Here is a 21,105-nt window from a genome sequence, read left to right on the forward strand (position 1 = left end):
TCCATCTGCCCGAACATCTCCCGACTCATCCGCTTGTGAAAATTGTCACCCTTCTCGCAGCCAGCGTACTCGCTCAGTCCACGGCTCCGTGGACCGAGCGGCTTGCGTTCTGGTCGCGGGCGGAGCTTGAGGAAGGGCACCAACGCATGCAGGTGATCGAGGCCGAGCTGAAACTGCTGCCGGAGGCGCGTATGGCGCACACCTCCAGCCGCAGAGGTTTCCAAGGCAGCCAACTGAGCGATGACGAGCCGCTGTGGGTGGAGGTGACACTGCCGGAGGAATCGCTGGTGGATGCCGTCGCTTTCATACCCGTGCCCGTGCGCAGTGACGATGGTCGTGGCACCTGCTTCGGTTTCCCCCTGCGTCACCGCATCGAAATCACGGATGCCTCGGGACGCTCCCAGATCATCCACGAATCCTCCGCCGACCTGCCCAATCCCGACGGCTTCCCGGTGATGAAACGCATTACGCCCATGAAGGCTCTGCGCATCCGCGTGACCGCCACCAAGCCCTGGCAACGGAATGAACTGCATGTGTTTGCGCTTTCTGAACTGATGGTCTTCTCCGGCAACCGCAATGTGGCGCTTGGGGCGGCCGTCACGGCATCGACCAGCCGCCAGCAGCCTCCCGCGTGGAGCGTTGAGAACCTCACCGACCACATCACGCCTCTGGACCTTCCCGTGCTGCCTGGGGCTCCTGTCGTGAAAGGCTTCCACAGCGCTCTTGCCAAGTCAGGCCGCGATCAGAAGCACGTCGGCATCATTTTGCCACGCACAGTCGAGCTCGATGAAATCACGCTCGTGCCGATGCCTCGCCGCGAGATGCCCACCTGGAGTGCCTACGGCTTTCCCGAACGCTTTCGTCTCGAAGTCTCTGCCAGCGAAGACTTCAGCACTCCACAAACAATTGCCGACTTCCAGAATCGCACCTTCGCCACCCCTGCGGCGAATCTCGTCAGCTTCGCCCTGCGCAAACAGCCCGTCCGCGCCATCCGCCTGACCACCTTTTCCCTGTGGCAGCGCTCTGGCGATTTCCTGCTCGCCCTCTCAGAGATCATGGCCTTTGCCGGAGGCGAAAATGTCGCCCTTCATGCCAAAGCATTCGCCAGCGACCAACTCGATGATCCCGCCTACAGCCTCGCCGCCCTCACGGATGGAAGAGCCAACATCGGGCCGCTGCTTCCATTGCCCGACTGGCTTGAGCGATTACAGCGTCGCCAATCCCTAGAACGCGAACATGCCGCCCTCAGCGCCAGACTCATCGCCCTGCAGGCCAAAAGTCAGGACCAGCTCGTGCATGGCAGCATCGCCGCCGGCGTCTTGCTGATAGGCGGCTTCATCTGGGGACTCATCCATCAGCGCCGCGTGCGCCGCCGGGATGCCGAACGCCTCCGCGAGCGCCTTGCCCGTGATTTGCATGATGAAATCGGCTCCAATCTCGGCAGCATCGCCCTCATCTCCGCCTATGCATCGCAGGATGACGCCACTCCGGAAAGCATGCGCGCCGATCTGGTCGAGGTCCAGACCATCGCCCGCGAGAGCGCTGATTCCATGCGCGACATGGTGCGACTCATCAGTCGGCGCGGCGACCGTGAGTCAGAGGAGTGGAGCGCCGTCCTGCATGGACTCGCCCAGCGCTTGCTGCGCGGCATCGACATGGACATCCAGCTCCATGCCGACAGCCCCAGCCTGGAAACCCGGCGGGAACTGTATTTGTTCATCAAGGAAGTGCTGCACAACATCGCCACACACTCGCGAGCCAAGCATGTCCGTCTCCACACCAGCCAAAATCGTGGCCGCATGAACGTCGAGATCAGCGACGACGGCATCGGCTTCGATCCCTCGGACCAGAGTTCCGGCCACGGACTGTCCAACCTGCGCGAACGCGCCGCCACCTTGCGCGCCGAACTCAACATCCAAAGCGAGCCCGGCAAAGGCACCCGCGTCACCCTCATCCTGCCCGCATGAACGAGCCCAATCCCATCCGCGTCTGGTTTGTCGAAGATCACGATGCCTTCCGCCGCAGTCTCGAACGCCTCTGCAAGCCTCGACGTGGACTCGCTCCTCCGCGCTCCTTTGCCAATGCGGAAAGCATGCTCGCCGCCCTCGCCGTGAGCGACGAAAAGCCCCAAGTGCTGCTGCTCGATGTCGGCCTGCCGGGTCGCAGCGGCCTCGAAATCCTCGGCGACATTCACCAGCACGCGCCCGACTGCCGGGTCGTCATCCTCACCGTCTTTGAAGACGAGGCGAAGATCAGCCAGGCCATCAGCGCCGGAGCCTGCGGCTACCTGCTGAAGACCGCCACGCCCGATGAGATCGCCGGAGCCATCATCGAAACCTACCACGGCGGCTCGCCCATGTCACCGCACGTCGCCTCCAGCGTCGTGAAACTCCTCGCCCGCCTCACCAAGCCCGTGACTTCAGCCATCGCCCTCAGTCCGCGAGAGCTGGAACTCCTCCGCTGCATGGTAGAAGGCCTCACCGCCAAAGAGATCGCCGCCCGTCTCGCCATCAGCATCCACACCGCAGACACCCACACCCGCAATCTCTACAGCAAACTCAGCGTCCGCAGCCGCGCCGCCGCCGTCGCCCGTGCCATGCGGGAAAAGCTCGTGTGATCCTCCGTCTGAACACGAAGCTTGGCAGGAGATCGACGGCGGGGAATGCGGTGATGTCATTTTTCACACCAGCAGGCAGGTGGCCGAGCCAACGAATGAGGAAGGGCACAGGCACGCCGCCTTCAAAAAAACTACGCTTACGACCTCTCATACCGTCAGTCTCGCCGACGCTGTAGTAAGTGCCGTAGCCGGTGACGTTGGCATCGGGATCGAGCTTTTGAGGACTGTCTTTTGCGGCGGTACTTTCGGGTCCGTTGTCGCTGGAAAACATGACGATCGTATTGTCTGCAACGCGGTTTTCTGCCGGGCGTAGAGAAGCCGCTGCGCTGCGACAGCCCCCTCACACCCCGTCCCCGCGCCAGGTCCAGGGCCAACTCGACCCGGCATCCGCAAAAGCAATTTCCTATCAGACAGAAGTTTTTCTGTCAGAAGGAAGGCTGGCCCGCCAAAGTGTTGAAGCCTCATTCATGTCTGACCGCTCTATCTGCTCCTCTCTCGTCCTCTGTCTGTTTGTTTGTATCTCGGGTGCGCCGCGAATAGAGGCGGCACCTTTCGCAGCGGGGAATCTGGTCGTGTATCGCATCGGTTCGGGCACGGGCAGCCTGGTTAATACGGGGAATCCGGTGTTTCTCGACGAATACACGGCCTCCGGTGCGCTGGTGCAGTCCATCCCGCTGCCGACGGTGGTGAGTGGTGCGCAAAAGAGACTGGTGGCGAGTGGCACAGCGGCATCGGAGGGGCAAATGACCCGCTCGGCAGATGGCCGGTATCTGCTGCTGCCGGGTTACGATGCCACGCCGCCGCATACTACCTCGCTGACGGGGACGACTTCGGCCACGGTGAATCGTGTCATCGGACGTGTCGATGCAGTGGGTGTGATCGACACCAGCACGGCGCTGGCGGACGCCTACGATGCCAACAACTTCCGTGGCGTCACCTCCGACAATGGTCTGCGTTTCTGGGTGGCAGGCAATGGCAACAGCACGACCGGCGGCGTGCGCTTTGTCTCAGCGCTCGGAACCACTACCTCGATGCAGCTCAGCACGACAAACAACAACCTGCGCCAGCCAGCGGTCTTCGGCGGGCAGCTCTATGTGTCGTCAGGAAATGGCTCAACAGTGCGGCTCGGCACGGTGGGCACCGGTTTGCCGATCACGGCTTCTCAGACCATCACGACACTGCCGGGTTATCCGGTGAATCTAAGCCCGAATGCCTTTGCGCTGCTAGATCTGGATGCAGGAATGACAGGCGTGGACACGCTCTACATCGCTGATGACAATACGACCTCGGGTGGCCTACTCAAATATAGCTTTGATGGCACGACGTGGACGGCTCGCGGCAGTGCCGGAGTAGCGGCGGATCTGTATCGTGGACTCACGGCAGCGAAACAGGGCAGCGATGTCATCTTGTATGCGGTGAGGAAGGGGGGCGGTGCAGCCGTCGGAGGTGGGGAGATCGTTACGCTCACCGACTCCAGCGGCAGCAGCGGGACGCTGAGTGGCACGCCGACCTTGCTGGCAGCGGCGGCGACTAACACCGCTTTTCGCGGCATCGCCTTCGCTCCGCAGAGGCCTGATCTCACGGTCGAGGTGGCTGGCCCGGTGGGGGCTCTTTTTACACGTGAGCCGTTTCAACTGCGCGTGAAGGTGCGGAATGGTGGCGGTGCGACGGCCTATCAAGTCGGGGGTCAGCTTACCCTGCCAGCGGGCCTGAATTATGTCAGCGACACAGCGACTGGGTCAGGCTTTCAAAGCACCATGGCAGGTGCTGTGCTGAGCTTCACTGGCGGCACGCTGGCAGCTCAGAGTGAGGTCACGTTCAGTGTTCAAGTCACCACGGAGAGCGCTGCCACCTACACGCTCGGCACGGGAACCGCCGTCGTGGATCTGCTGAGCCTCGTGGATGAGTCCGAAGAGGCCAATAACAGCTCCCCAGCCGCTGCGGACCTTGTGGTGAGCCATGCGCCTGATCTCAAAGTCAGCCTCAGTGCTCCGTCAGCGGCACTCACTGGATCGAGTGGCTTTGAATACACACTCATCGCTGAAAACGAAGGGCTCGCTGAAGCTTCTTCGCTGCGGGTCGCGCTGACACTGCCTGCCGGCCTGACCTTTGTCAGTGGTAGTGGATCAGGTTTCACCGCCAGTGAAGCCGCTGGCGCCGTGCATCTTGATGGTACGCTTGCTGCCAATAGCAGCACGACGCTGACGGTGCGTATCACCGCAGCCGCAGATGGGACCTACACGGCTCCCATCGGCGCTGCGACCATCGGGCCGGTGCCTTCAAACGTCCTCGTGGAAAGTGATGTGACCAACAACAGCTCTACCACCGCTGCCACGACCGAGGTGCTCACGAGTGATTTGACTCTGAGCAATGTGGCGAACGGCACCTTCCAGGCTGGCGATAGCGCCAGTTACACCATCACGATCTCCAATGTCGGCACGGGTAGCAGCCAGGGCGGCGTGGCTTTCAGTGAAACCCTGCCCGCTGGGCTGACAGCTACCTCGCTCACCGGCACGGGCTGGGTCATCATGAATGGTTCGGGAGAGAGCGTGAGTGCTGTGCGCAGTGACTCTTTGGCTGCGGGACAAAGCTACCCACCCCTCACCTTGCAAGTCGCCGTCGCCACGAATGCTCCGACCTCGGTGACGAGTGTGGCCAGGGTCGCTGGTGGTGGTGATGCCAATGCGGCGAACGACACTGCCAGCACGACGACTTCCATCCTCGGAGCTGGGCCTGGAGTGCTCTCGCTCACGGCAGCGAGCTTCATCGTTAATGAGGAAGAACCCAGTTTGAGCATCGACATCGCTCGCACCTCTGGCCGCACGGGGGCTGTCGGAGTGACGGTGACGACAACAAATGGCACCGCCACTTCTGGCGCGGACTTCACCGCCCTGAATACCGTGATCAACTTTGCCGATGATCAGATCAGCCGTACGGTGCTCGTGCCTCTGCTCAGCGATTCCATTTCTGAGCCCAACGAGACCTTCAACCTGACCTTGAGTTTACCCACGGGTGGCGCGGCTTTAGGCGGCACCTCTTCGGCCAGCGTGCTCATCCTCGATCCCGATACGACGGACCCCAAGCTCGTGATCAAGAGTCCCAAAGCCAATGAACGCCTAAACGAAGGAGCCGTCAGTGTTTCCGGCGAAGTCAGTGATAACAAGCAAGTCCGCCGAGTGCAGGTGAAGCTCAATGGAGCAAGCTTTGCTGATGCGAGCCTGATTCCTGCCAGCGGCGGCAAACTGACCTTTTCTCTGCCCGTGAGTCCGGTTCCCGGCTTGAATGAGATCCGCGTGAAGGCATCCGACTTTCGTGGCAACGAGACGGACGAGGTCATTCGCAGCTTCAGCTATGTCGTGAGGCGTCCGCTGACACTCGTGAATGGCACTGGAGTGACTTTGCGACCTGCCGAACCGCTCACCGCCCTCGAGCTAACGAAAAGCTACACGCTCACGGCTAAGCCCGCTGCCGGTAAGGTATGGAACGGTTGGTCATCGCCGCAGCTCACGCTGACCGAAGCGCAGCGGCTGAGCACGACGCTGAATTTCACCATGGTCGAGGGACTGACGATCACGGCGAATGCGGTGGATAATCCCTTCCTCCCATCTGTGATTGGAGACTTCAGCGGCCTTCTACGCGCGGACAGTGGCGTGACGCCTTCTCATGAAAATGAAGGCGCGGTGCAGGTGAAGCTCATGCCGACTGGGAGCTTCACCGGTACGCTGCGAATCGCTGGAGCCAGCCTGCCGTTCAATGGCGTGCTCGACACGACTGGCGTGGCCCGCTTCGGAGCATCGCTTGCGACCTCGCTGCTGCTGCCACGCAGTCCGAGCGCGGGCTACGTGCTCGCCTTTGCCGCAGACCTCAGCCCTACTGGCACGAAGAAAATTACTGGCACACTGAGGCGGCAGACACGTGGCGGATCGGAGCCACTGTCCACCCTGGAGGCTCATCGCCATGCAGGCATGGCGACGGAAGCCTTTTATACCTGGGCCATGCCCGCGCAGCCGCAGACGACTGGGCTGACCTCCGCTCAGTATCCGCAGGGAGATGGAGTGGGCTCGATGAAGCTCAATAAGCTGGGCGTGGCAAACCTCGTCGGAGTGCTGGCAGATGGCACGAGCTTCACAACGAGCGCAGCAACAAGTGCTGACCTGACTTTGCCGATCTATGTCGCCCTGGAAAAGGGGGCGGGCTCCCTCAATGGCTGGCTGACGATCGATCACACGCGGCCAGACACAGATCTCAGCAGCACGGCGTTGCATTGGTTCAAGCCAGTGATTGCCGGAGCGCAAAACTATCCTTTTGGCTGGCCGGAAGGTGTGACGCTGCCGCTCATCGGCGCGAGGTTCGTGGTGCCTGTGGGTGAGAGCGTGCTGCCAGACCTCAGTGAAGTTACGGGAGCGAATGTCCTGCTGAGCTTCACTCAAGGTGCCCTCGCTGGCGTCATCCAAAAGGAGCTCATCGTTTCTCCCAAGAACCTGGTGACGAAGATCCCCGCGACTGATCCGAGCTACACGATGAGGCTCACCGCAGCCACGGGGCACTTCGGCGGCACCTTTGCCCACGCAGACGGCACCGCCGCGAGTTACATCGGCGTCATTTTGCAGAAGGGCACGAACCGACGCGGCTTCGGGCACTTCATCCCAGGTAAGCCGAAGGTCATCACAGGCTCCGGGCAGTCGGGTGCGGTGACTTTGAAGACGAAGTTTAATCCGCGGCTCACACTCGTGATCTCCGAGTTCATGGCGAACAATGAAACGACCATCGCCGATGAAGACGGAGCCTTTTCTGACTGGATCGAGATCTACAATCCCGGTCTCGATGATGTCGATCTCACCGACTGGTGCCTCACGGACAGTGCCACCACGCTGTCGAAATGGCGCTTCCCTGCGGTGACGCTGGGTTCGAGGCAATTCATGCTTGTGTGGGCCAGCAGCAAGAACCGTCGCGTGCCCGGCCAGCCTCTGCACACGAACTTCAATCTTAGTGCAGGCGGTGAGTATCTGGCGCTGGTGCGGCCTGATGGTGTGGCGGTGGAGCACGAGTTTTCGCCCATGTATCCGGCCCAGGCGAATGACGAGAGCTACGGCATCAATTTCACAGGGCGCGCTTTGGCATCTCAAGGCACAGCGGTGAAGTATCGCGTGCCAACGAACGACTCACTCGGCACGACTTGGACTGCCAGAGACTTCGCCGATAGCTCATGGAGCAATGGTAAAACGGGGCTCGGCTTTGGCGTCGGGGTGCCAGGCTTCACCGTGCGACAGGTCGCTGCACGATCAGGTTTCGGTGGGGTGAATAGCATCGCCACCTGTGAGGCAGTCCTCGCTTTGCCAAAGGGTCACGCGAACATTTTGAGCGAGGCCACGGTGATCGCTCCGATGATTAATTTCCTCGGCGATGGGAGTGACGGCAACTACGGCGACAATGCCGCCCTGCCCAATGGCACCGCCGAACCCTATGCCTTTAAGGCCACGGGTATCATCACCATCCCCACCACAGGCAGCTACGTCTTCGGCCTGAACTCCGATGATGGAGGCCGCATCAGGATTGATGGCACGGCGGTGATGACGGACGACTCGAATCATGGTCCGCAGGACAATCTCGGAGCCCCAGTGACACTCACTGCCGGCCCGCACACGGTGGAGATCATCATGTGGGAAGGCGGTGGTGGCGACTGCGTGGAGTTCTTTGCCAAAGCAGGCACGGACACGACCTGGAACGCCGACTTTAAGCTCGTCGGTGGTCCTGGAGGATTGCCCGTCGTGACCACGCCAATCACGGCCACGGGAAGCGCGAGCAGCTTCATCGGCACCCATTTGCAAGCCGCCATGCGCAGCAAGAATGCGAGCTGCTACCTGCGGATGCCATTCACCGCCACAGGCATCAGTTCGCTGACGGGCCTGACTTTGCAAATGCGCTACAATGACGGCTTTGTGGCCTATCTCAATGGCACGGAGGTCGCTCGTCGAAATGCACCTGCCACTCCCGTCTTTGATTCCGCCGCCACAGGCAACCGCTCTGCGACGGAAACGCTGACTTCCGAGGTGATCGACCTCTCTGCGCAGATCCCACTGCTTGTTACCGGCAGGAATGTGCTGGCGGTGCATGGGATGAATGATGCGGTGGCGGACTCCTCCTTCCTCATCCTGCCGGAGTTGAGCGCCACCGCAGGTCTGGCGGGCAATGCGGTCTTCTTCCGCCCGGCGGACTCCGTGATCACGGCCACACCGGGCACACTCAATGGCGTGCCTGCCTTTGCCGGAACCCTGGCTCCGCTCGTATTCAGTCAGAAGCACGGCTTTTATCAAAGCCCCATCGCACTGGCCATCAGCACGCCCACGCTCGGAGCGAGCATCCGCTACACGCTGGACGGCTCCACGCCGACGGCCACGCATGGCACGCTTTACAGCCGCCCCCTTTCCATCAGCAAGACGAGCATCGTCCGCGCTATCGGCTACCGCAGCGGCTTTGAGCCGACACCGGTGCTGACGCAGAGTTATCTCTTCCTCAATGACATCATCCGTCAGTCCGCCACGGGTGCCCGGCCTGCAGCAGGCTGGCCTGCGGGCACGGTGAATGGACAAGTGGCTGACTACGGCATGGACCCTGACATCGTGAACAGCACGAACCCGGAGATCGGTGGTGTGGACAAGGTCAAGTCAGCTCTCACGGCCATCCCGACAGTCTCGATCGTCACGGATCTGCCGAACCTCTTCGATGAAAGCGCAGGCATCTGGGTTAACCCATACGGCCGTGGCGAGGCCTGGGAGCGCCCTGCCTCCGTGGAGGTGATCGGCGACAGTGGCCCTGGCGGTGGCTTTGAGATCAACTGTGGCCTGCGTCTGCGCGGTGGCTTCAGCCGAAGTGGAGATAATCCCAAGCACGCGCTGCGTCTCTTTTTCCGCAGCGAATATGGGGCCTCAAAGCTGAACTACCCGCTCTTTGGCAGCGAGGGGGCCTCCAGCTTTGACAAGATCGACTTCCGCACTGCGCAGAACTACTCCTGGTCCTTCGGTGGCGATGGCAACAACACCTTCATCCGCGAAGAAAGCACGCGTGAACTCCAGGGCGCGATGGGCCAGCCCTACAGCCGCAGCCGCTACTATCATCTCTATCTCAATGGCCAATATTGGGGCCTCTATGATTCGGATGAGCGCCCTGAAGCGAACTTTGCCGAAAGCTACCTCGGTGGTGATTCGGACGACTACGACACAGTGAAAGGCGAGCAAGATCAGGGCTACATCACCGGCGTCACCGATGGCAATCTCGATGCCTGGGAAGCGCTGCGAGTGAAAGCCCGCGCCCATGCTGCCTCGCCGACGAGTGCGAACTTCTTCGCCCTCTGCGGCAAGTCCGCCGATGGCGTGACACCGACGACCGACCCCGTGCTGCTGGAGGTGGACAACCTCATCGACTACATGCTGCTCACCTTCTGGACGGGCAATCTGGATGGAGCCACCTCCGCCTTCCTTGGAGACTCGCGTGCCAACAACTGGTTCGCCGTGCGCAATCGTCTCGGCACCTTCGGCGGTTTCCGCTTCCTGGCCCATGACTTCGAGCACACCTTCTTCAATGTCGATGAAGACCGCACAGGGCCTTTCGCTTCCGCAGACCCCACTTTGGTGGAGACCTACAACCCGATGTTCATTCATCACGATCTGCGGCCCAATGCCGAGTATCGAATCCAATGGGCGGACCGCGTGCAGAAGCATCTCTTTGGACAAGGGGCGCTGACGTCGCAGGAAGTGCAGACCCGGATGCGTGCCCGCAAAGCGCTGCTGGACAAGGTCATCATCGCCGAATCCGCCCGCTGGGGAGATGCGAAACGCGGCGCAGACACACCTTTGACCCGCCTGGACTGGCTGAATGCGACCAGCTATGTCATCGACAACTATGTGCCGGAGCGTGGCAGCCGTGTGCTGGCTCAACTGCGTGCGGATGGGCTGTATCCGAGCTTCGATGCACCCACTCTTAGCCAGCACGGAGGCCCGATCTCCAGCGGTGCTGAAGTCGTGATCACAGGCCAGGGCGGCACCATCTATTACACGCTCGATGGCAGTGATCCACGTCAGATCGGCGGTTCGGTGAATCCCGCCGCGCAGACCTACACGAGCAGCACGGAAACCACCACGGTGCTGCCTTTGACCCAGACCTGGAAGTATCTGGCCGATGGCAGCAATCAGGGAACCGCCTGGCGGGCAGGAACCTTTGATGACGCCGCATGGTCCAGCGGTGCCGCTGAACTTGGTTACGGCGATGGCGATGAGACGACGACGGTTCCCTTTGTGGATGTCGATTCATTGGCGGCTGGAGTTCAAAAGAATGCCACGACCTACTTCCGCACGAGCTTCAATGTGGCGGACGTCACCGGCATCACCGCCGCGACACTGCGGGTGAAGTATGATGACGCGGTGATCTTGTATCTCAATGGCAACGAGGTGGCACGGTCATCGAACATCGGCAGCAATCCCGCGCACAACCAATATGCCAGCGGTGGTGCGCCGGATGAGAACGCCTACTTTGACTTTCCCATCGATGTCGCAGCGCTCGTCACGGGCTCAAACGTGCTAGCCGCCGAAGTGCATCAGGTGGACTCGGGCAGCAGTGACATCAGCTTCAGCGCCTCGCTGGTCATCACGCGGACAAACACTCCGACGCCGCTGTATCTCACGGGCACGGGCAATCGCACCTTGAAGGTGCGTGCGCTCAACTCCAGCGAATGGAGTGCCTTGGTGCAGGCAGACTTCAAGGTGCGTCAGACAGCCGACATGACCGTCACATTGACTCCCAACGGCACCTTCACCGCAGGCGGCACGGCGAGCTATACGATCACCGCGCGCAACAGCGGCACGACTGCCACCGCTGGACCCGTCACGGTCACGACCACACTGCCCGCTGGCTTGACGGCGACCTCCCTCACAGGCACGGGCTGGACGATCAGCCAGGGCATCGCCACAAGAAACGATCCTCTGGCAGCGGGCACGAACTATCCACCGCTGACACTCACGGTCAGTATCGCGGCCACAGCTCCAGCATTGGCGAGCGTGACCAGCAGTGTCAGTGGCGGAGGTGAGATCACGCTTTCAAACAACACGGACACAGACAGCACGCCCATCCAGTCCACCGGCACGAGCCAGATCCTTTTCAGCGCTTCTGCTTATGAAGCGCTGGAGGAAGGCTCCAATCTGTCAGTCACTCTCCTGCGCACGGGCAGCCGCGCTGGTTCAGCCAGCGTCCGCCTGCGCACGAGCGATGGCACCGCGAAGTCGGTCAGTGATTACAGCGCGGTGAATGAGGTCATCACCTTTGCCGATGGCGAGGGATCACGCACGATTGATGTCGGTTTGAACAACGATGGTCGCATCGAGACTCACGAGAGTTTCACATTGAATCTATCTGAAGCGACTGGAGCCATCTCGCTCGGTCTGCCCAATGTAGCGACCGCAAGAATACTCGAAACCGACACGAAGGCTCCGACCGTGATACTCACTTCACCGGCGGAAGCAGCGCGCATCGTTCTGCCCGCCGTCACACTCACGGGCAGTGCCGCCGATGACAAAGGACTCGGCAAAGTGCAGGTGTCATTGAATGGCGGCACGTTTGCCGATGCCGTGACCACGCTCGATGCCAAAGGCACGGGTGCAAAATGGAGCCTCGTCGTTCCAGCCGTCGCCGGCGCAAACACCGTGCGCGTGCGTGCCGTGGACGCGCGTGGGATCATCTCAAATGAAGTCGTGCGTTCCTTCACCTTCGTGCCACTGCGGGCGATGGCGCTAACGATCACGCCTGCGGATGGTGGCACCGTTTCAGGCAATCTGCCGCTGCTGGAGGTGGGCAAGAGCTACACAGTCACGGCCAAAGCGAAGCCTGGCTTTCTTTTTGATCACTGGAGTGGTCCGAGCGTCCTCCGCGAGGCGGAAGCACTCACTTTCACCATGAGCGAAGGCTTGGCGATCACGGCCCATTTTGCCACGACGCCAATAAGCAAAGCCAATGCAGGTAGCTATTTCGGGCTTGTCGTTTCAGGGATCGGCGTGCCGCGCACGCAGGACAACCATGGGCTTATCTCGCTGACGCTGACGCCTACGGCATCATTCACCGGCACGCTTAAATTTGGCGAGACGAGTCATGCCTTCACGGGTTTCGTGCATCCGAGTGGTGGCGCACGTTTTGGCAAAGAGCGCGCTGATGCATTGATCATCCCGAGAGCAGGTCGCGCGAGCCTCGTGCTCACGATGCAGTTCAATCTGACACTACGCACCTTAATGGGCCAAGTAGGCGAGCAAACCCGCACGAGCGTGGCGGCTATGTCCGCTTTCAGCGGTGGTCGGAAGCGTGCTACGCTGCCCACGAGTTCGCCTTTGCTCAGCAACGGCGGGCGCTATCAGACGACACTCACGCAGGTGACTCCGGAGGCAGGGACGTCCGGATACCCGAGTACTTCCACGAGCCTGCTCGTGGGCACCTTATCCAAAGCTGGTGTGCTGAATCTCGTCGGCACACTGACGGATGGATCCAAGGTGACCGCTTCCGCCGACCTTCAGGAATCAGGCCAGATGGCTCTTCATGAGCTGCTGGATGCCAAGGCCGGGAGCTTGGCGACGATGTTGGGTTGGAGCGAGTCCACTCCCGGCTTCATATCCACAGGCGGTCTGTGGTTTAAGCCAGTGACAAATGCCGGAGTGTTCCCCTTCGGCTGGCCTGACGGTGTGGTCTTTAGCCTCGAAGGGGAACCCTGAGTCCGCTCACGCGAGGTCGAAGAGCAGGCCTTCGGCGTCTTCGCTGGCGGTGAGCGTCAGCGTGCCGGTGTCGTCGGTGCTGGCGGCATCGCCTGGATTGAGCGTGGTGCCGTTGATCGTGACCGTGCCTTTGATGAGCTGGAGCCAGACCGCCTAACACCCCGTCTCCGCGCCACATCCAGGGCCAACTCGCCTCGGCCCCTTCAAAAGCCATTTCCTGGCAGTGAGCAGCAGGGCGGCTAGGAGGATGTGTTTCATGGTTTGTTCGCACTAGTCTGGAGTGGGCTAAAGGGGAGAGATTTCAGCCATTCGGTGAATCGTCCGGCCCACTGAGCGCCTTCACCTTGAACTCCGAGCCGAAACGACCTGTGGCCGCCTTTCTCAATGATCCAAAGTCGGGATTGTGTTCCGACTTTCTCACACGCGCGGGCTATGCCTTCCGCGAACGCAGTGGGTGCCACCGTATCATCCCGCGCGGAGCACAGAAACATCGGCGGCGTTTCGTTCGTGATGGAAAAATCTCCCGCCTTGTTCGTGCCAGGCCACGGACAAAGCAGGCCGGCGAACGCCGGACGACAGCTTTCGCGCTCGACCGGGTCCTGCGCTTCCGGCTGGCCGCCATGCTCACCTGTGGCCACGCGCAGGATCAGATGCGCTCCGGCTGACCCACCAAGCATCCCGATTCGGGCGGGATCAACCCCCCACTCCGGTGCGTGATGCCGTGTGAGGCGCATCGCGCGTCGTGCGTCCATCAGCGCTGCGTCGTATCCTCGTGATGGCGGCTGGGTTCGATACTTTACCACTATGAGCGCGATCCCCTGTGAGTCGAAAAACTCCGCGTTGCCCACTGCATCACTGAGGTGCGACACGGAGCGATACGAGCCGCCGGAGCAATACACCACTGCCATGCCGTTACCCTTCTTGGGCAGATAGACCTTAATGCCCGGCACGCTTACGTTGAAGGTCGTGATGCCGTTTGGGGTCGTTTCAGGCGCGGCGTTGGCGACAAGGCCAGGTGGCGACGTCTCCCACAGCGGGAGCGAAATCGGTTCGGCAGCGTGCAAACCGCCCCAGACGGCGTTGGGCGCGGCCAGTGGCGCGAGCAGCAGGGCGGTGAGGAGAACGGAAATAGATTTCAGCATGGCAAAAGGCGGGCGTTGTGAGGCGATACTCGTTACGCCCGCGATGCTGAGAATCTACCTCAGCCCGTTCAGAGTCATCTCGTTCACCTTCTGCCGCAGGGCCTCCATATCGGGATCGGCAAAGCCAGACCCCCTCACACCCCGTCTCCGCTCCACGTCCAGGGCCAACTCGACCCGGCCCCTTCAAAAGCTATTTCTCCGCTGATCAGCCCGGCTGAAACCCAATCCTCCGCCGACTCTTGCCCTTCTCTCCCGCGTGCTCCGTCTTCGCCTTCCGCACCTTCTTGATCTCCCTTTCCATCGTCTCCTGCGTGACCTGCCACTTCGACGTGTCTGCATCCGTGCTGCCCGCATGAATCGCATTCACGCACACATTCAGGATGTCCCCGCCACTAAGTCCCTTCGATAGCTCCGCGAGAACCGCGTAATCAGCCTGCACCCGTGCGGGATTGGGGAGATGGAGGGCAAACAGCTCCCGGCGCATGGAGGCGTCTGGATTGCGGAATTTGATGTGGCGCTGGATGCGGCGGAGCAATGCGGGGTCGTAGTTCTTGAACAGGTTCGTGGTCACGATCACCACGCCATCGAACCGATCCAGTTCCTGCATCAGGCAGTTGCGGTTCTGGTTGATGCTGGTGGAGCAGGACTCGCCAGTTGATACGCGCTTGGAGAGCAGACTGTCGGCTTCATCGAAGAACAGCACGGCGTCGTGGTCACGGGCGGCGGCAAAGGCGGCTTTGATGTGCTTGGCGGTGTCACCGAGGTATTTCGATATGACCGCGCTGTAATCCACTTGGTAGAGCGGCTTGCCGAGACGCAGCGCGATGCCCAAGGCTGCGCGCGTCTTGCCGGTGCCGGGTGGACCGTAGAAGTTCAAAATGCACTTTCCTTGCTGCGGCTGGATACTACTCAGGTTCCAGATGCGATCTAGGTCGGCGCGGATCCCCAGCGCTCGCAGGCCGGCATGGATGTCGGTCTTCACCTCAGGATGCAGGATCATCTTGTCGAGGTCGTGGCGGGGCTCCGGCTGCACAAGTGACCCCACATCAGGGAGCGGTTCCTCTTCATCACGTCTTCGGCGGCGCGGGTTGCGGTGGTCATCGGCGGTGGCGGCATCGGGTGGCAGTTCGATTTCAGGGGCAGTTCGTGTGGGCATGGTGGTGGTGTGGAGTTTGGGTTCAGGCTACAGGCTCCGCAGGTTGCGTAGTTACAGTGCCGCAAAGTGCAGCTTCGATGCGCGTGGTGTCGCTGCCTTGCACGATCTGGCGTGCATAGGCTGGGATGTGGCGGCGCAGGATGATCATCTGCTTGGGGCTGAGGCATCCGCGCCTCTGATACTGACGGGCGAAGCTGGTCAGGATTTCTGCATCGGGACCGGTGAACCCGATGCCGTTGCGTTCAATGGTGGTTTCGCGGCACTGCTCGTCGGCGGTCTGGTTCTGGTAGATGCGCATCAGGGCGCGCAGTGCCCAGCGATCGTTGCTGGCAAGGCGTTGGCGCAGTTGTTCGATCATGTCTTTCTTGCTCATGGTTAGGTGGGTTCAGGTTCATTGCCCTTGCGGGCCGTCTCCTTGCCTCGTCACCGTGCCTTCCGTTGTCGCACCGTTTGCAGCACCATATTGGCGCACGAACACCTCCATAAACCCCTGCTGCTTGATATTGATGTCCCACTGTTTGGCGAAGTCGCGCAGGTCGCGCATCAGCCTGGCGTCCTTCGTTTCGATCAGCCCTGCTGGCGGCCTGCCACCCAGCTTCAGTGCACCATTTTTTTGAGCCGCTCTTTGAGCGGCCCCCACCATGCAAAGCGTTGTGTTTTCATCGACTCCCACCTCTAATCCATCACAGCCATTTTGCCCATCATCAGGTTTTCAAACACGACCTAGCAATAAAAGGAAATTCCTAGCAATCTGATCTGAACTTGATGTCACGCGCAAAAACAATCGCCTTCTTCGCATTGATCGGCCCGGCCGCCGCAGCCGTGCCGTTTCTTCTCACGATCCTCACTCTCGCCGCCTTCCATCGCGACGCCCAGGGGATCGGCATTGCGGTGGCTGCGTTGTTCATGGCCTATGTTTATGGTCTCATTCCATCGGCGGTTTCCGGATTGCTGTTTGCATGGGTCGTGGGCCGCCATCCGCATGTCGTCCATCGCGCGGCCTCCGTTGCGCGGGTGGGAGCGGGCGCCGGTTTTCTTTCGTCCCTGCCCCTTGCAGCTTGGGCATTTCTCCTCACTGAAAAAGTCCTTGCTTACGATCACGCCCTTATGGCTGCGGCCTTCCTTGTCCCCGGCATTGTTTCCGGGGCCGTCTGCGCGGTCTTGTGGCGTAAGTGGGCATCCGCTGTGACAAAGCATTCTCCGACGCGGAAGACCATGAACTCCACACCCGCAAACTGACGACAGCCAATCCATTTCAGTCCCTTTCGGCCTGCATTCCTTTCTCCTTGCAATGGATGGGTGAAACTGGAAATCTCCCCACCGTGACCAATTTTGATGGGGTATTATGGGGTTTTATCGCGGTGCTTCTCACTGGGGGACTGGTCGGTTACTTCAAAGCTGGGAGTCGGGTGTCGCTGCTTACGAGTGGCCTTATCGCGGCCCTTCTGGCGTTCGCCGCATTGGGATTTTTCGGCGCAACCACTTCCCGCTCGGTCGCGAGATTCATGATCGGGTGTCTCTTTTGCCTCTTTGGCTGCCGCTGGTGGGTGAGTCGTAAGTTCATGCCTAGTGGCCTCATGGCCTTGGCAGCGCTTGCGACCAGCGGCCTGCTGGCGGGATTTGACGATCATTAAAACGGAAACTTTCATTTACGGTGTGCCGGCCCTCATCGCCGCTTGCGCTCACGATCGCGTTTGGCTCTCATGCCTAAACAGCTTTGTCGAGTGTTTGAAGGGTTCCCCGTATTCTCAGGATGATCCGATCCGCTTTCCTTATCCTCGTCATTTCCACTGTTGCCGCACTCGATTATGCGGTGCATGCGGAGAAGCTGAAGTAGCTCAAATCGACATAAGAATGGGCACAGAAGAATAGTCCGAATCATGAAAAGTCTCTTGCTCTTCCTCCTCGCTGCCTCAGGGGTGCCTCCAGTCGCCGCCGAGCCATCAAAGCCGAACATCCTTTTCATCATCGCCGATGACCTCGCGACGCGTCTCGGTTGTTACGGCGACAAGGCGGCCATCACGCCGAACCTCGACCGCCTTGCCAGCGAAGGTGTCGTGTTCACCAAGGCTTACTGCCAGGGCGCGGTCTGCACACCCAGCCGCACTTCGTTCATGCTCGGGCTGAACACCCGCCATGCGAAGGCGAATCACTTCATCGAGCATCCCGACACAATGACGATGGGCCGCTGGTTCCGTGAGCACGGCTATCAAACCGCCGCCATCGGCAAGATTGATCACGACGACCCCAATGACGCCTACACCGATCCGAAGGCCTGGGACGTGCGTGTGAAGCGTGAGGACATGGCCCCGAAGCTGCCCACACAAAACACCTTCTTCGATGAAGACCTCGGCCAGCAGCGGAAACGCGTCTCTCTCATCCGCGTGGCGGACTCGCCGGAAGCGATGGGTGATTGGGTGCGCACGGAGCGGATGATCCAGTTCTTCAACAAAGAACGCGATGCCTCAAAGCCCTTCTTTGCCGCCATCGGTTTTCACACGCCGCATGTGCCCTGGGACAGCACCCGCGCGATTTACGACCAGCATGATCCGGGGAAGTTCACCCCTGAAACGACACCCGCCGATGCCACTCCCCTGCCGCCCGGCTCTCTGCTGCAAGAGCCCGGCATGGAAATGAGCGAGGCCCATCACCGCGAAGGTCTCCGCGCCTATTACGCCGCCGTCACCACGCTCGACCAGCAGATCGGTCGCCTGCTCGATCACCTCCGTGCCAAAGGCCAGCTCGACAACACCCTCATCGTCTTCACCAGCGACCACGGTTATCACCTCGGCTGGCGCGGCCAATGGTGCAAACACAGCATCGACGAGCAAGTCATGCGCGTTCCCCTCATCGTGCGCCATCCGCAGGGAGCCAAAGGCGCAAAAGCAGGCGGCATCGTCGAGTTGCTCGATCTCTTCCCCAGCTTCTGCGACATCGCCGGACTGCCCACGCCCGACACGCTCGATGGCAAAAGTTTTCTCCCGCAGATCAAAGACCCCAAAGCCGAAGGCAAACCCGGTGCCTTCTGCCAATGGGGCAACGGCCGCACCGTCCGCACCCAACGCTGGCGCCTCACCGAACGGCGCGACGGATCCGCCGAACTCTACGACCACAGCACCGACGAGGCCGAGTATCACAACGTCATCACGAACCCCGAGCACACGCCGCTGGTGAAGCGACTACACAGCCTGTTAGACTTGGAGTTTGGCCCGATGACAGCGTTGTCTCCTCGAAAGGCCGCAGTAAAATAACAGGATGAATGCCTCATCCCTCGCCTGCTTTTGTCTGTCGCTCTTGCTGGTATCGGGAGTGCCGAGCTGCTCGCGACATCCGCAGGTGACGGTGCGCAACAACTCGGGCGTTACGATCACGAATGTGGTGATCTCCGGCCAAGGCTTTTCGGAAAAGCTGCGCGACATCGTTCCAGGCGGTAGCGAGAGAACGGTAGTGCGCCCGACAGCTGATTCGGGCCTGCGGCTTGCCTTTGAAGCAAACGGAACACGATACAGCCCGCCGGAGAATGGGTACCTGGAGGCATCGCCGCACTACCGGGTCACCGCGACCGTAGCGCCTGACTTCAGCGTGAAGGTGGAATCGAGCATCAAGCCTTGAGATCAAAACTTGGGCGGAATAGACAATAAACTATCGCTCATCCGTCCTTGCTTCGTGAACATGGCTCCTCGCTTTTACTTTGGTTTAGCTGCGCTGGGCGCTCTCGCTCTCGCGGCGGTCGTCTTTTGGCCTGCCGCCCGTCCACAGATGGAAGAACGGCGCTCGAAGCCGGAATCGTCAAGAAAAACCGTGGACGTGAAACACACGGTCTCCGCAGGGCAGACGCCGGATTTCCTGAAGCGCATGCTAAACGGTGATATTGCCAAACTCACACCGGAGCAGATCGAGCACTATGTGGAGTCGCGTGGGCGCGATGCGCTGAGTTTGATCGTGGCATCCATGCTTGGTGAAAGCGGGGAAACGTGGTTGGATGAGGCGGCGAAGCGCTTTCCTGACGACCCGCGAGTCGCTGCGGCGCTGCTCATCAAGCGTGGCGGCAGACCAGAGGCCGGGGAATGGATCGCACGCCTGAAGGAGCACGATCCCGGCAACTCGCTGGGCTATCTTTTGGCTGCAAAGTCGGCCCTCGATGGCAGGGATCTCGATGGGGCGATGAAGGAGCTGTCGGCACTCGAATCGACACGCATGAATGATTTTCGTGAAACGTGGCAATCCGGCATAACCGACGCGTATCGCAGCGCGGGCTATCGAGGCATGGAGGCCGAGTGGCTGGGCATGGCGCAAACGCCCGTGATGAGCGGCGAGGTGATGAAGTTAAGCGCAGGAATAGCGGAGGCGATGGTGGCCGCCAAAGAGCGGGGTGATCAAACCACAGCGGAATCACTGGGGCGCTCTGGCATGAAGGCCGCCGAGTTGGTGGGCGGACGCGGGGATAGAGACTTGCTCATCAACCAGCTCATCAGTGTCTCCATGGAGCGCAAGCTGCTGAACCAGCTTCATGTCTTTGATTTCGTGCCGGGCGATCAACGCATCGTCGTGGAGAGGCTGGGCGAGATGGACAAGCGCATCGCCCGCATCAAATCGGTGATCCAAAGCCACACCGAACTGCTGCCCACAATGACAGAGTCAGAACTGAGCCAATTCACCCGCCGCGTTCAGGTGGAGGGTGAACTCAAGGCCATGGAGTGGCTGGTGACGCAGCGGCAGGCGGAGCGCTGATGGAAGATTCTTTGCGAATCACTACATTTGTAGTTGCTGAATCCCGACAAATGTAGTGATATGCTTCCATTATGCCATCCCTGCCTGACATTTCCGAATCCGAATGGAGCCTGATGGAAGCTCTGTGGGAGTCTTCTCCGCAGACCGCTTCTGAGCTCACGAAAACCCTGCGCCCGACCATGAACTGGGCCGAAAACACGGTGCGCACGCTCCTCACACGCCTGATCGACAAGGGCGCGATCAAGACGGGCGAGAACAGCTCTGGCACACGCACCTACCTGCCCGCCGTGAAGCGCGAGGCCTGTGTCCGTGCGGAGGGCGAGTCCTTCATGCAGCGCATCTTCGGCGGCGCGGCCAAGCCTCTGCTCGTCCACTTTGCGCAGAACAGCAAACTCACCGCCGAGGAGGTGCGCGAGTTGAAGAAAATCCTCGATCAATCTCTGAACTCCTGACCTGCCATGGAAACACTCGCACACCTCTTTGACTGGCTCCTCACCGCCAGCGCCCGTGCTTCGTTGCTCTCTGTCGTGGTGATTGGCTTGCAGGTGTTGCTGCGCCATCGCGTGCCCGCCCGCTGGCGCTATGCGCTGTGGTTGCCGGTGCTGTTGGTGCTTCTGACACCCGCGTTCCCTGAGAGTCAGTGGAGTGTCGGCTCCATCGTTCGCACAGCGCCCGCGCCATTGCCCGTGCCGGTGATGGTGGCGCAGGAGTCGG

The 21,105-nt window shown here is 60.7% G+C and carries 13 protein-coding genes and 3 pseudogenes; 10 read left to right on the top strand and 6 right to left on the bottom strand.

All coding sequences use genetic code 11. The annotated features are described in order from the left end of the window. The first annotated feature begins 35 nt into the window (after nucleotides 1-35). Together AC6FTP_RS13420 and AC6FTP_RS13425 are read left to right on the top strand one after the other, a co-directional pair. A complete protein-coding gene (locus tag AC6FTP_RS13420; protein ID WP_497207426.1) occupies nucleotides 36-1,967 on the top strand; it encodes a sensor histidine kinase in 1,932 nt (643 codons plus the stop codon). Next, nucleotides 1,964-2,617, top strand: coding sequence for a response regulator transcription factor (locus tag AC6FTP_RS13425; protein WP_497207427.1), 654 nt, complete (start codon nucleotides 1,964-1,966; stop codon nucleotides 2,615-2,617). Before AC6FTP_RS13420 ends, AC6FTP_RS13425 begins: the two co-directional genes overlap by 4 nt. On the opposite strand, the pseudogene AC6FTP_RS13430 reads toward AC6FTP_RS13425, so the two are convergent. After that, nucleotides 2,559-2,906: pseudogene (locus tag AC6FTP_RS13430) on the bottom strand (sulfatase-like hydrolase/transferase); the annotation flags it as partial. The gene AC6FTP_RS13425 and the pseudogene AC6FTP_RS13430 overlap by 59 nt on opposite strands. 178 nt (nucleotides 2,907-3,084) lie before the next feature. On the opposite strand from AC6FTP_RS13430, the gene AC6FTP_RS13435 reads away from it, so the two are divergent. Next, nucleotides 3,085-13,362 (top strand): Calx-beta domain-containing protein, encoded by a 10,278-nt coding sequence (locus AC6FTP_RS13435; protein WP_497207428.1) that lies wholly within the window; start codon nucleotides 3,085-3,087, stop codon nucleotides 13,360-13,362. Between the two features lie 6 nt (nucleotides 13,363-13,368). Here the strand turns inward: AC6FTP_RS13435 and AC6FTP_RS13440 are convergent. The 5 genes and pseudogenes from AC6FTP_RS13440 to AC6FTP_RS13460 all read right to left on the bottom strand — a co-directional run. Continuing rightward, nucleotides 13,369-13,500 (bottom strand): annotated as a pseudogene (locus tag AC6FTP_RS13440) (pirin family protein); the annotation flags it as partial. A 116-nt stretch (nucleotides 13,501-13,616) separates the two neighbouring features. Next, nucleotides 13,617-14,504, bottom strand: coding sequence for an alpha/beta hydrolase (locus AC6FTP_RS13445; RefSeq protein ID WP_497207429.1), 888 nt, complete (start codon nucleotides 14,502-14,504; stop codon nucleotides 13,617-13,619). Nucleotides 14,505-14,709: 205 nt separating this feature from the next. Next, nucleotides 14,710-15,660 carry an ATP-binding protein gene (locus AC6FTP_RS13450; RefSeq protein WP_497207430.1) on the bottom strand — a complete coding sequence of 317 codons (951 nt, stop codon included), beginning with the start codon at nucleotides 15,658-15,660 and terminating at the stop codon, nucleotides 14,710-14,712. A gap of 22 nt (nucleotides 15,661-15,682) precedes the next feature. Next, a complete protein-coding gene (locus tag AC6FTP_RS13455) occupies nucleotides 15,683-16,033 on the bottom strand; it encodes a hypothetical protein (RefSeq protein ID WP_497207431.1) in 351 nt (116 codons plus the stop codon). Nucleotides 16,034-16,051: 18 nt separating this feature from the next. Beyond that, entirely contained in the window at nucleotides 16,052-16,303 is a 252-nt protein-coding gene (locus AC6FTP_RS13460; protein ID WP_497207432.1) for a hypothetical protein, read from the bottom strand. Nucleotides 16,304-16,425: 122 nt separating this feature from the next. On the opposite strand from AC6FTP_RS13460, the gene AC6FTP_RS13465 reads away from it, so the two are divergent. The 7 genes and pseudogenes from AC6FTP_RS13465 to AC6FTP_RS13495 all read left to right on the top strand — a co-directional run. Continuing rightward, the gene (locus tag AC6FTP_RS13465; RefSeq protein ID WP_497207433.1) at nucleotides 16,426-16,899 is read left to right on the top strand and encodes a hypothetical protein; all 474 of its coding nucleotides are present in this window, start codon (nucleotides 16,426-16,428) and stop codon (nucleotides 16,897-16,899) included. An 83-nt stretch (nucleotides 16,900-16,982) separates the two neighbouring features. Continuing rightward, entirely contained in the window at nucleotides 16,983-17,294 is a 312-nt protein-coding gene (locus AC6FTP_RS13470; protein WP_497207434.1) for a TMEM14 family protein, read from the top strand. A 246-nt stretch (nucleotides 17,295-17,540) separates the two neighbouring features. Next, nucleotides 17,541-18,911: a sulfatase gene (locus AC6FTP_RS13475; protein WP_497207435.1), complete on the top strand. Its 1,371-nt coding sequence runs from the start codon at nucleotides 17,541-17,543 to the stop codon at nucleotides 18,909-18,911. Nucleotides 18,912-18,915: 4 nt separating this feature from the next. After that, a complete protein-coding gene (locus tag AC6FTP_RS13480) occupies nucleotides 18,916-19,272 on the top strand; it encodes a hypothetical protein (RefSeq protein WP_497207436.1) in 357 nt (118 codons plus the stop codon). A 60-nt stretch (nucleotides 19,273-19,332) separates the two neighbouring features. Continuing rightward, the gene (locus tag AC6FTP_RS13485; RefSeq protein ID WP_497207437.1) at nucleotides 19,333-20,391 is read left to right on the top strand and encodes a hypothetical protein; all 1,059 of its coding nucleotides are present in this window, start codon (nucleotides 19,333-19,335) and stop codon (nucleotides 20,389-20,391) included. Nucleotides 20,392-20,462: 71 nt separating this feature from the next. Further along, nucleotides 20,463-20,843, top strand: a complete 381-nt coding sequence (locus AC6FTP_RS13490; protein WP_395720912.1) for a BlaI/MecI/CopY family transcriptional regulator — start codon at nucleotides 20,463-20,465, stop codon at nucleotides 20,841-20,843. A 6-nt stretch (nucleotides 20,844-20,849) separates the two neighbouring features. Next, nucleotides 20,850-21,105 (top strand): annotated as a pseudogene (locus AC6FTP_RS13495) (hypothetical protein); the annotation flags it as partial.

The sequence above is a fragment of the Prosthecobacter sp. genome (assembly GCF_044378005.1).
Taxonomy (GTDB): domain Bacteria; phylum Verrucomicrobiota; class Verrucomicrobiia; order Verrucomicrobiales; family Verrucomicrobiaceae; genus Prosthecobacter.

What these genes read in the sequence shown, in the direction of transcription:
- AC6FTP_RS13455 (WP_497207431.1), bottom strand. Translation starts at nt 16,033, where the DNA reads ATGAGCAAGAAAGACATGATCGAACAACTGCGCCAACGCCTTGCCAGC.
- AC6FTP_RS13425 (WP_497207427.1), top strand. Translation starts at nt 1,964, where the DNA reads ATGAACGAGCCCAATCCCATCCGCGTCTGGTTTGTCGAAGATCACGAT.
- AC6FTP_RS13450 (WP_497207430.1), bottom strand. Translation starts at nt 15,660, where the DNA reads ATGCCCACACGAACTGCCCCTGAAATCGAACTGCCACCCGATGCCGCC.
- AC6FTP_RS13465 (WP_497207433.1), top strand. Translation starts at nt 16,426, where the DNA reads ATGTCACGCGCAAAAACAATCGCCTTCTTCGCATTGATCGGCCCGGCC.
- AC6FTP_RS13480 (WP_497207436.1), top strand. Translation starts at nt 18,916, where the DNA reads ATGAATGCCTCATCCCTCGCCTGCTTTTGTCTGTCGCTCTTGCTGGTA.
- AC6FTP_RS13435 (WP_497207428.1), top strand. Translation starts at nt 3,085, where the DNA reads ATGTCTGACCGCTCTATCTGCTCCTCTCTCGTCCTCTGTCTGTTTGTT.
- AC6FTP_RS13460 (WP_497207432.1), bottom strand. Translation starts at nt 16,303, where the DNA reads ATGGTGGGGGCCGCTCAAAGAGCGGCTCAAAAAAATGGTGCACTGAAG.
- AC6FTP_RS13475 (WP_497207435.1), top strand. Translation starts at nt 17,541, where the DNA reads ATGAAAAGTCTCTTGCTCTTCCTCCTCGCTGCCTCAGGGGTGCCTCCA.
- AC6FTP_RS13490 (WP_395720912.1), top strand. Translation starts at nt 20,463, where the DNA reads ATGCCATCCCTGCCTGACATTTCCGAATCCGAATGGAGCCTGATGGAA.
- AC6FTP_RS13485 (WP_497207437.1), top strand. Translation starts at nt 19,333, where the DNA reads ATGGCTCCTCGCTTTTACTTTGGTTTAGCTGCGCTGGGCGCTCTCGCT.
- AC6FTP_RS13445 (WP_497207429.1), bottom strand. Translation starts at nt 14,504, where the DNA reads ATGCTGAAATCTATTTCCGTTCTCCTCACCGCCCTGCTGCTCGCGCCA.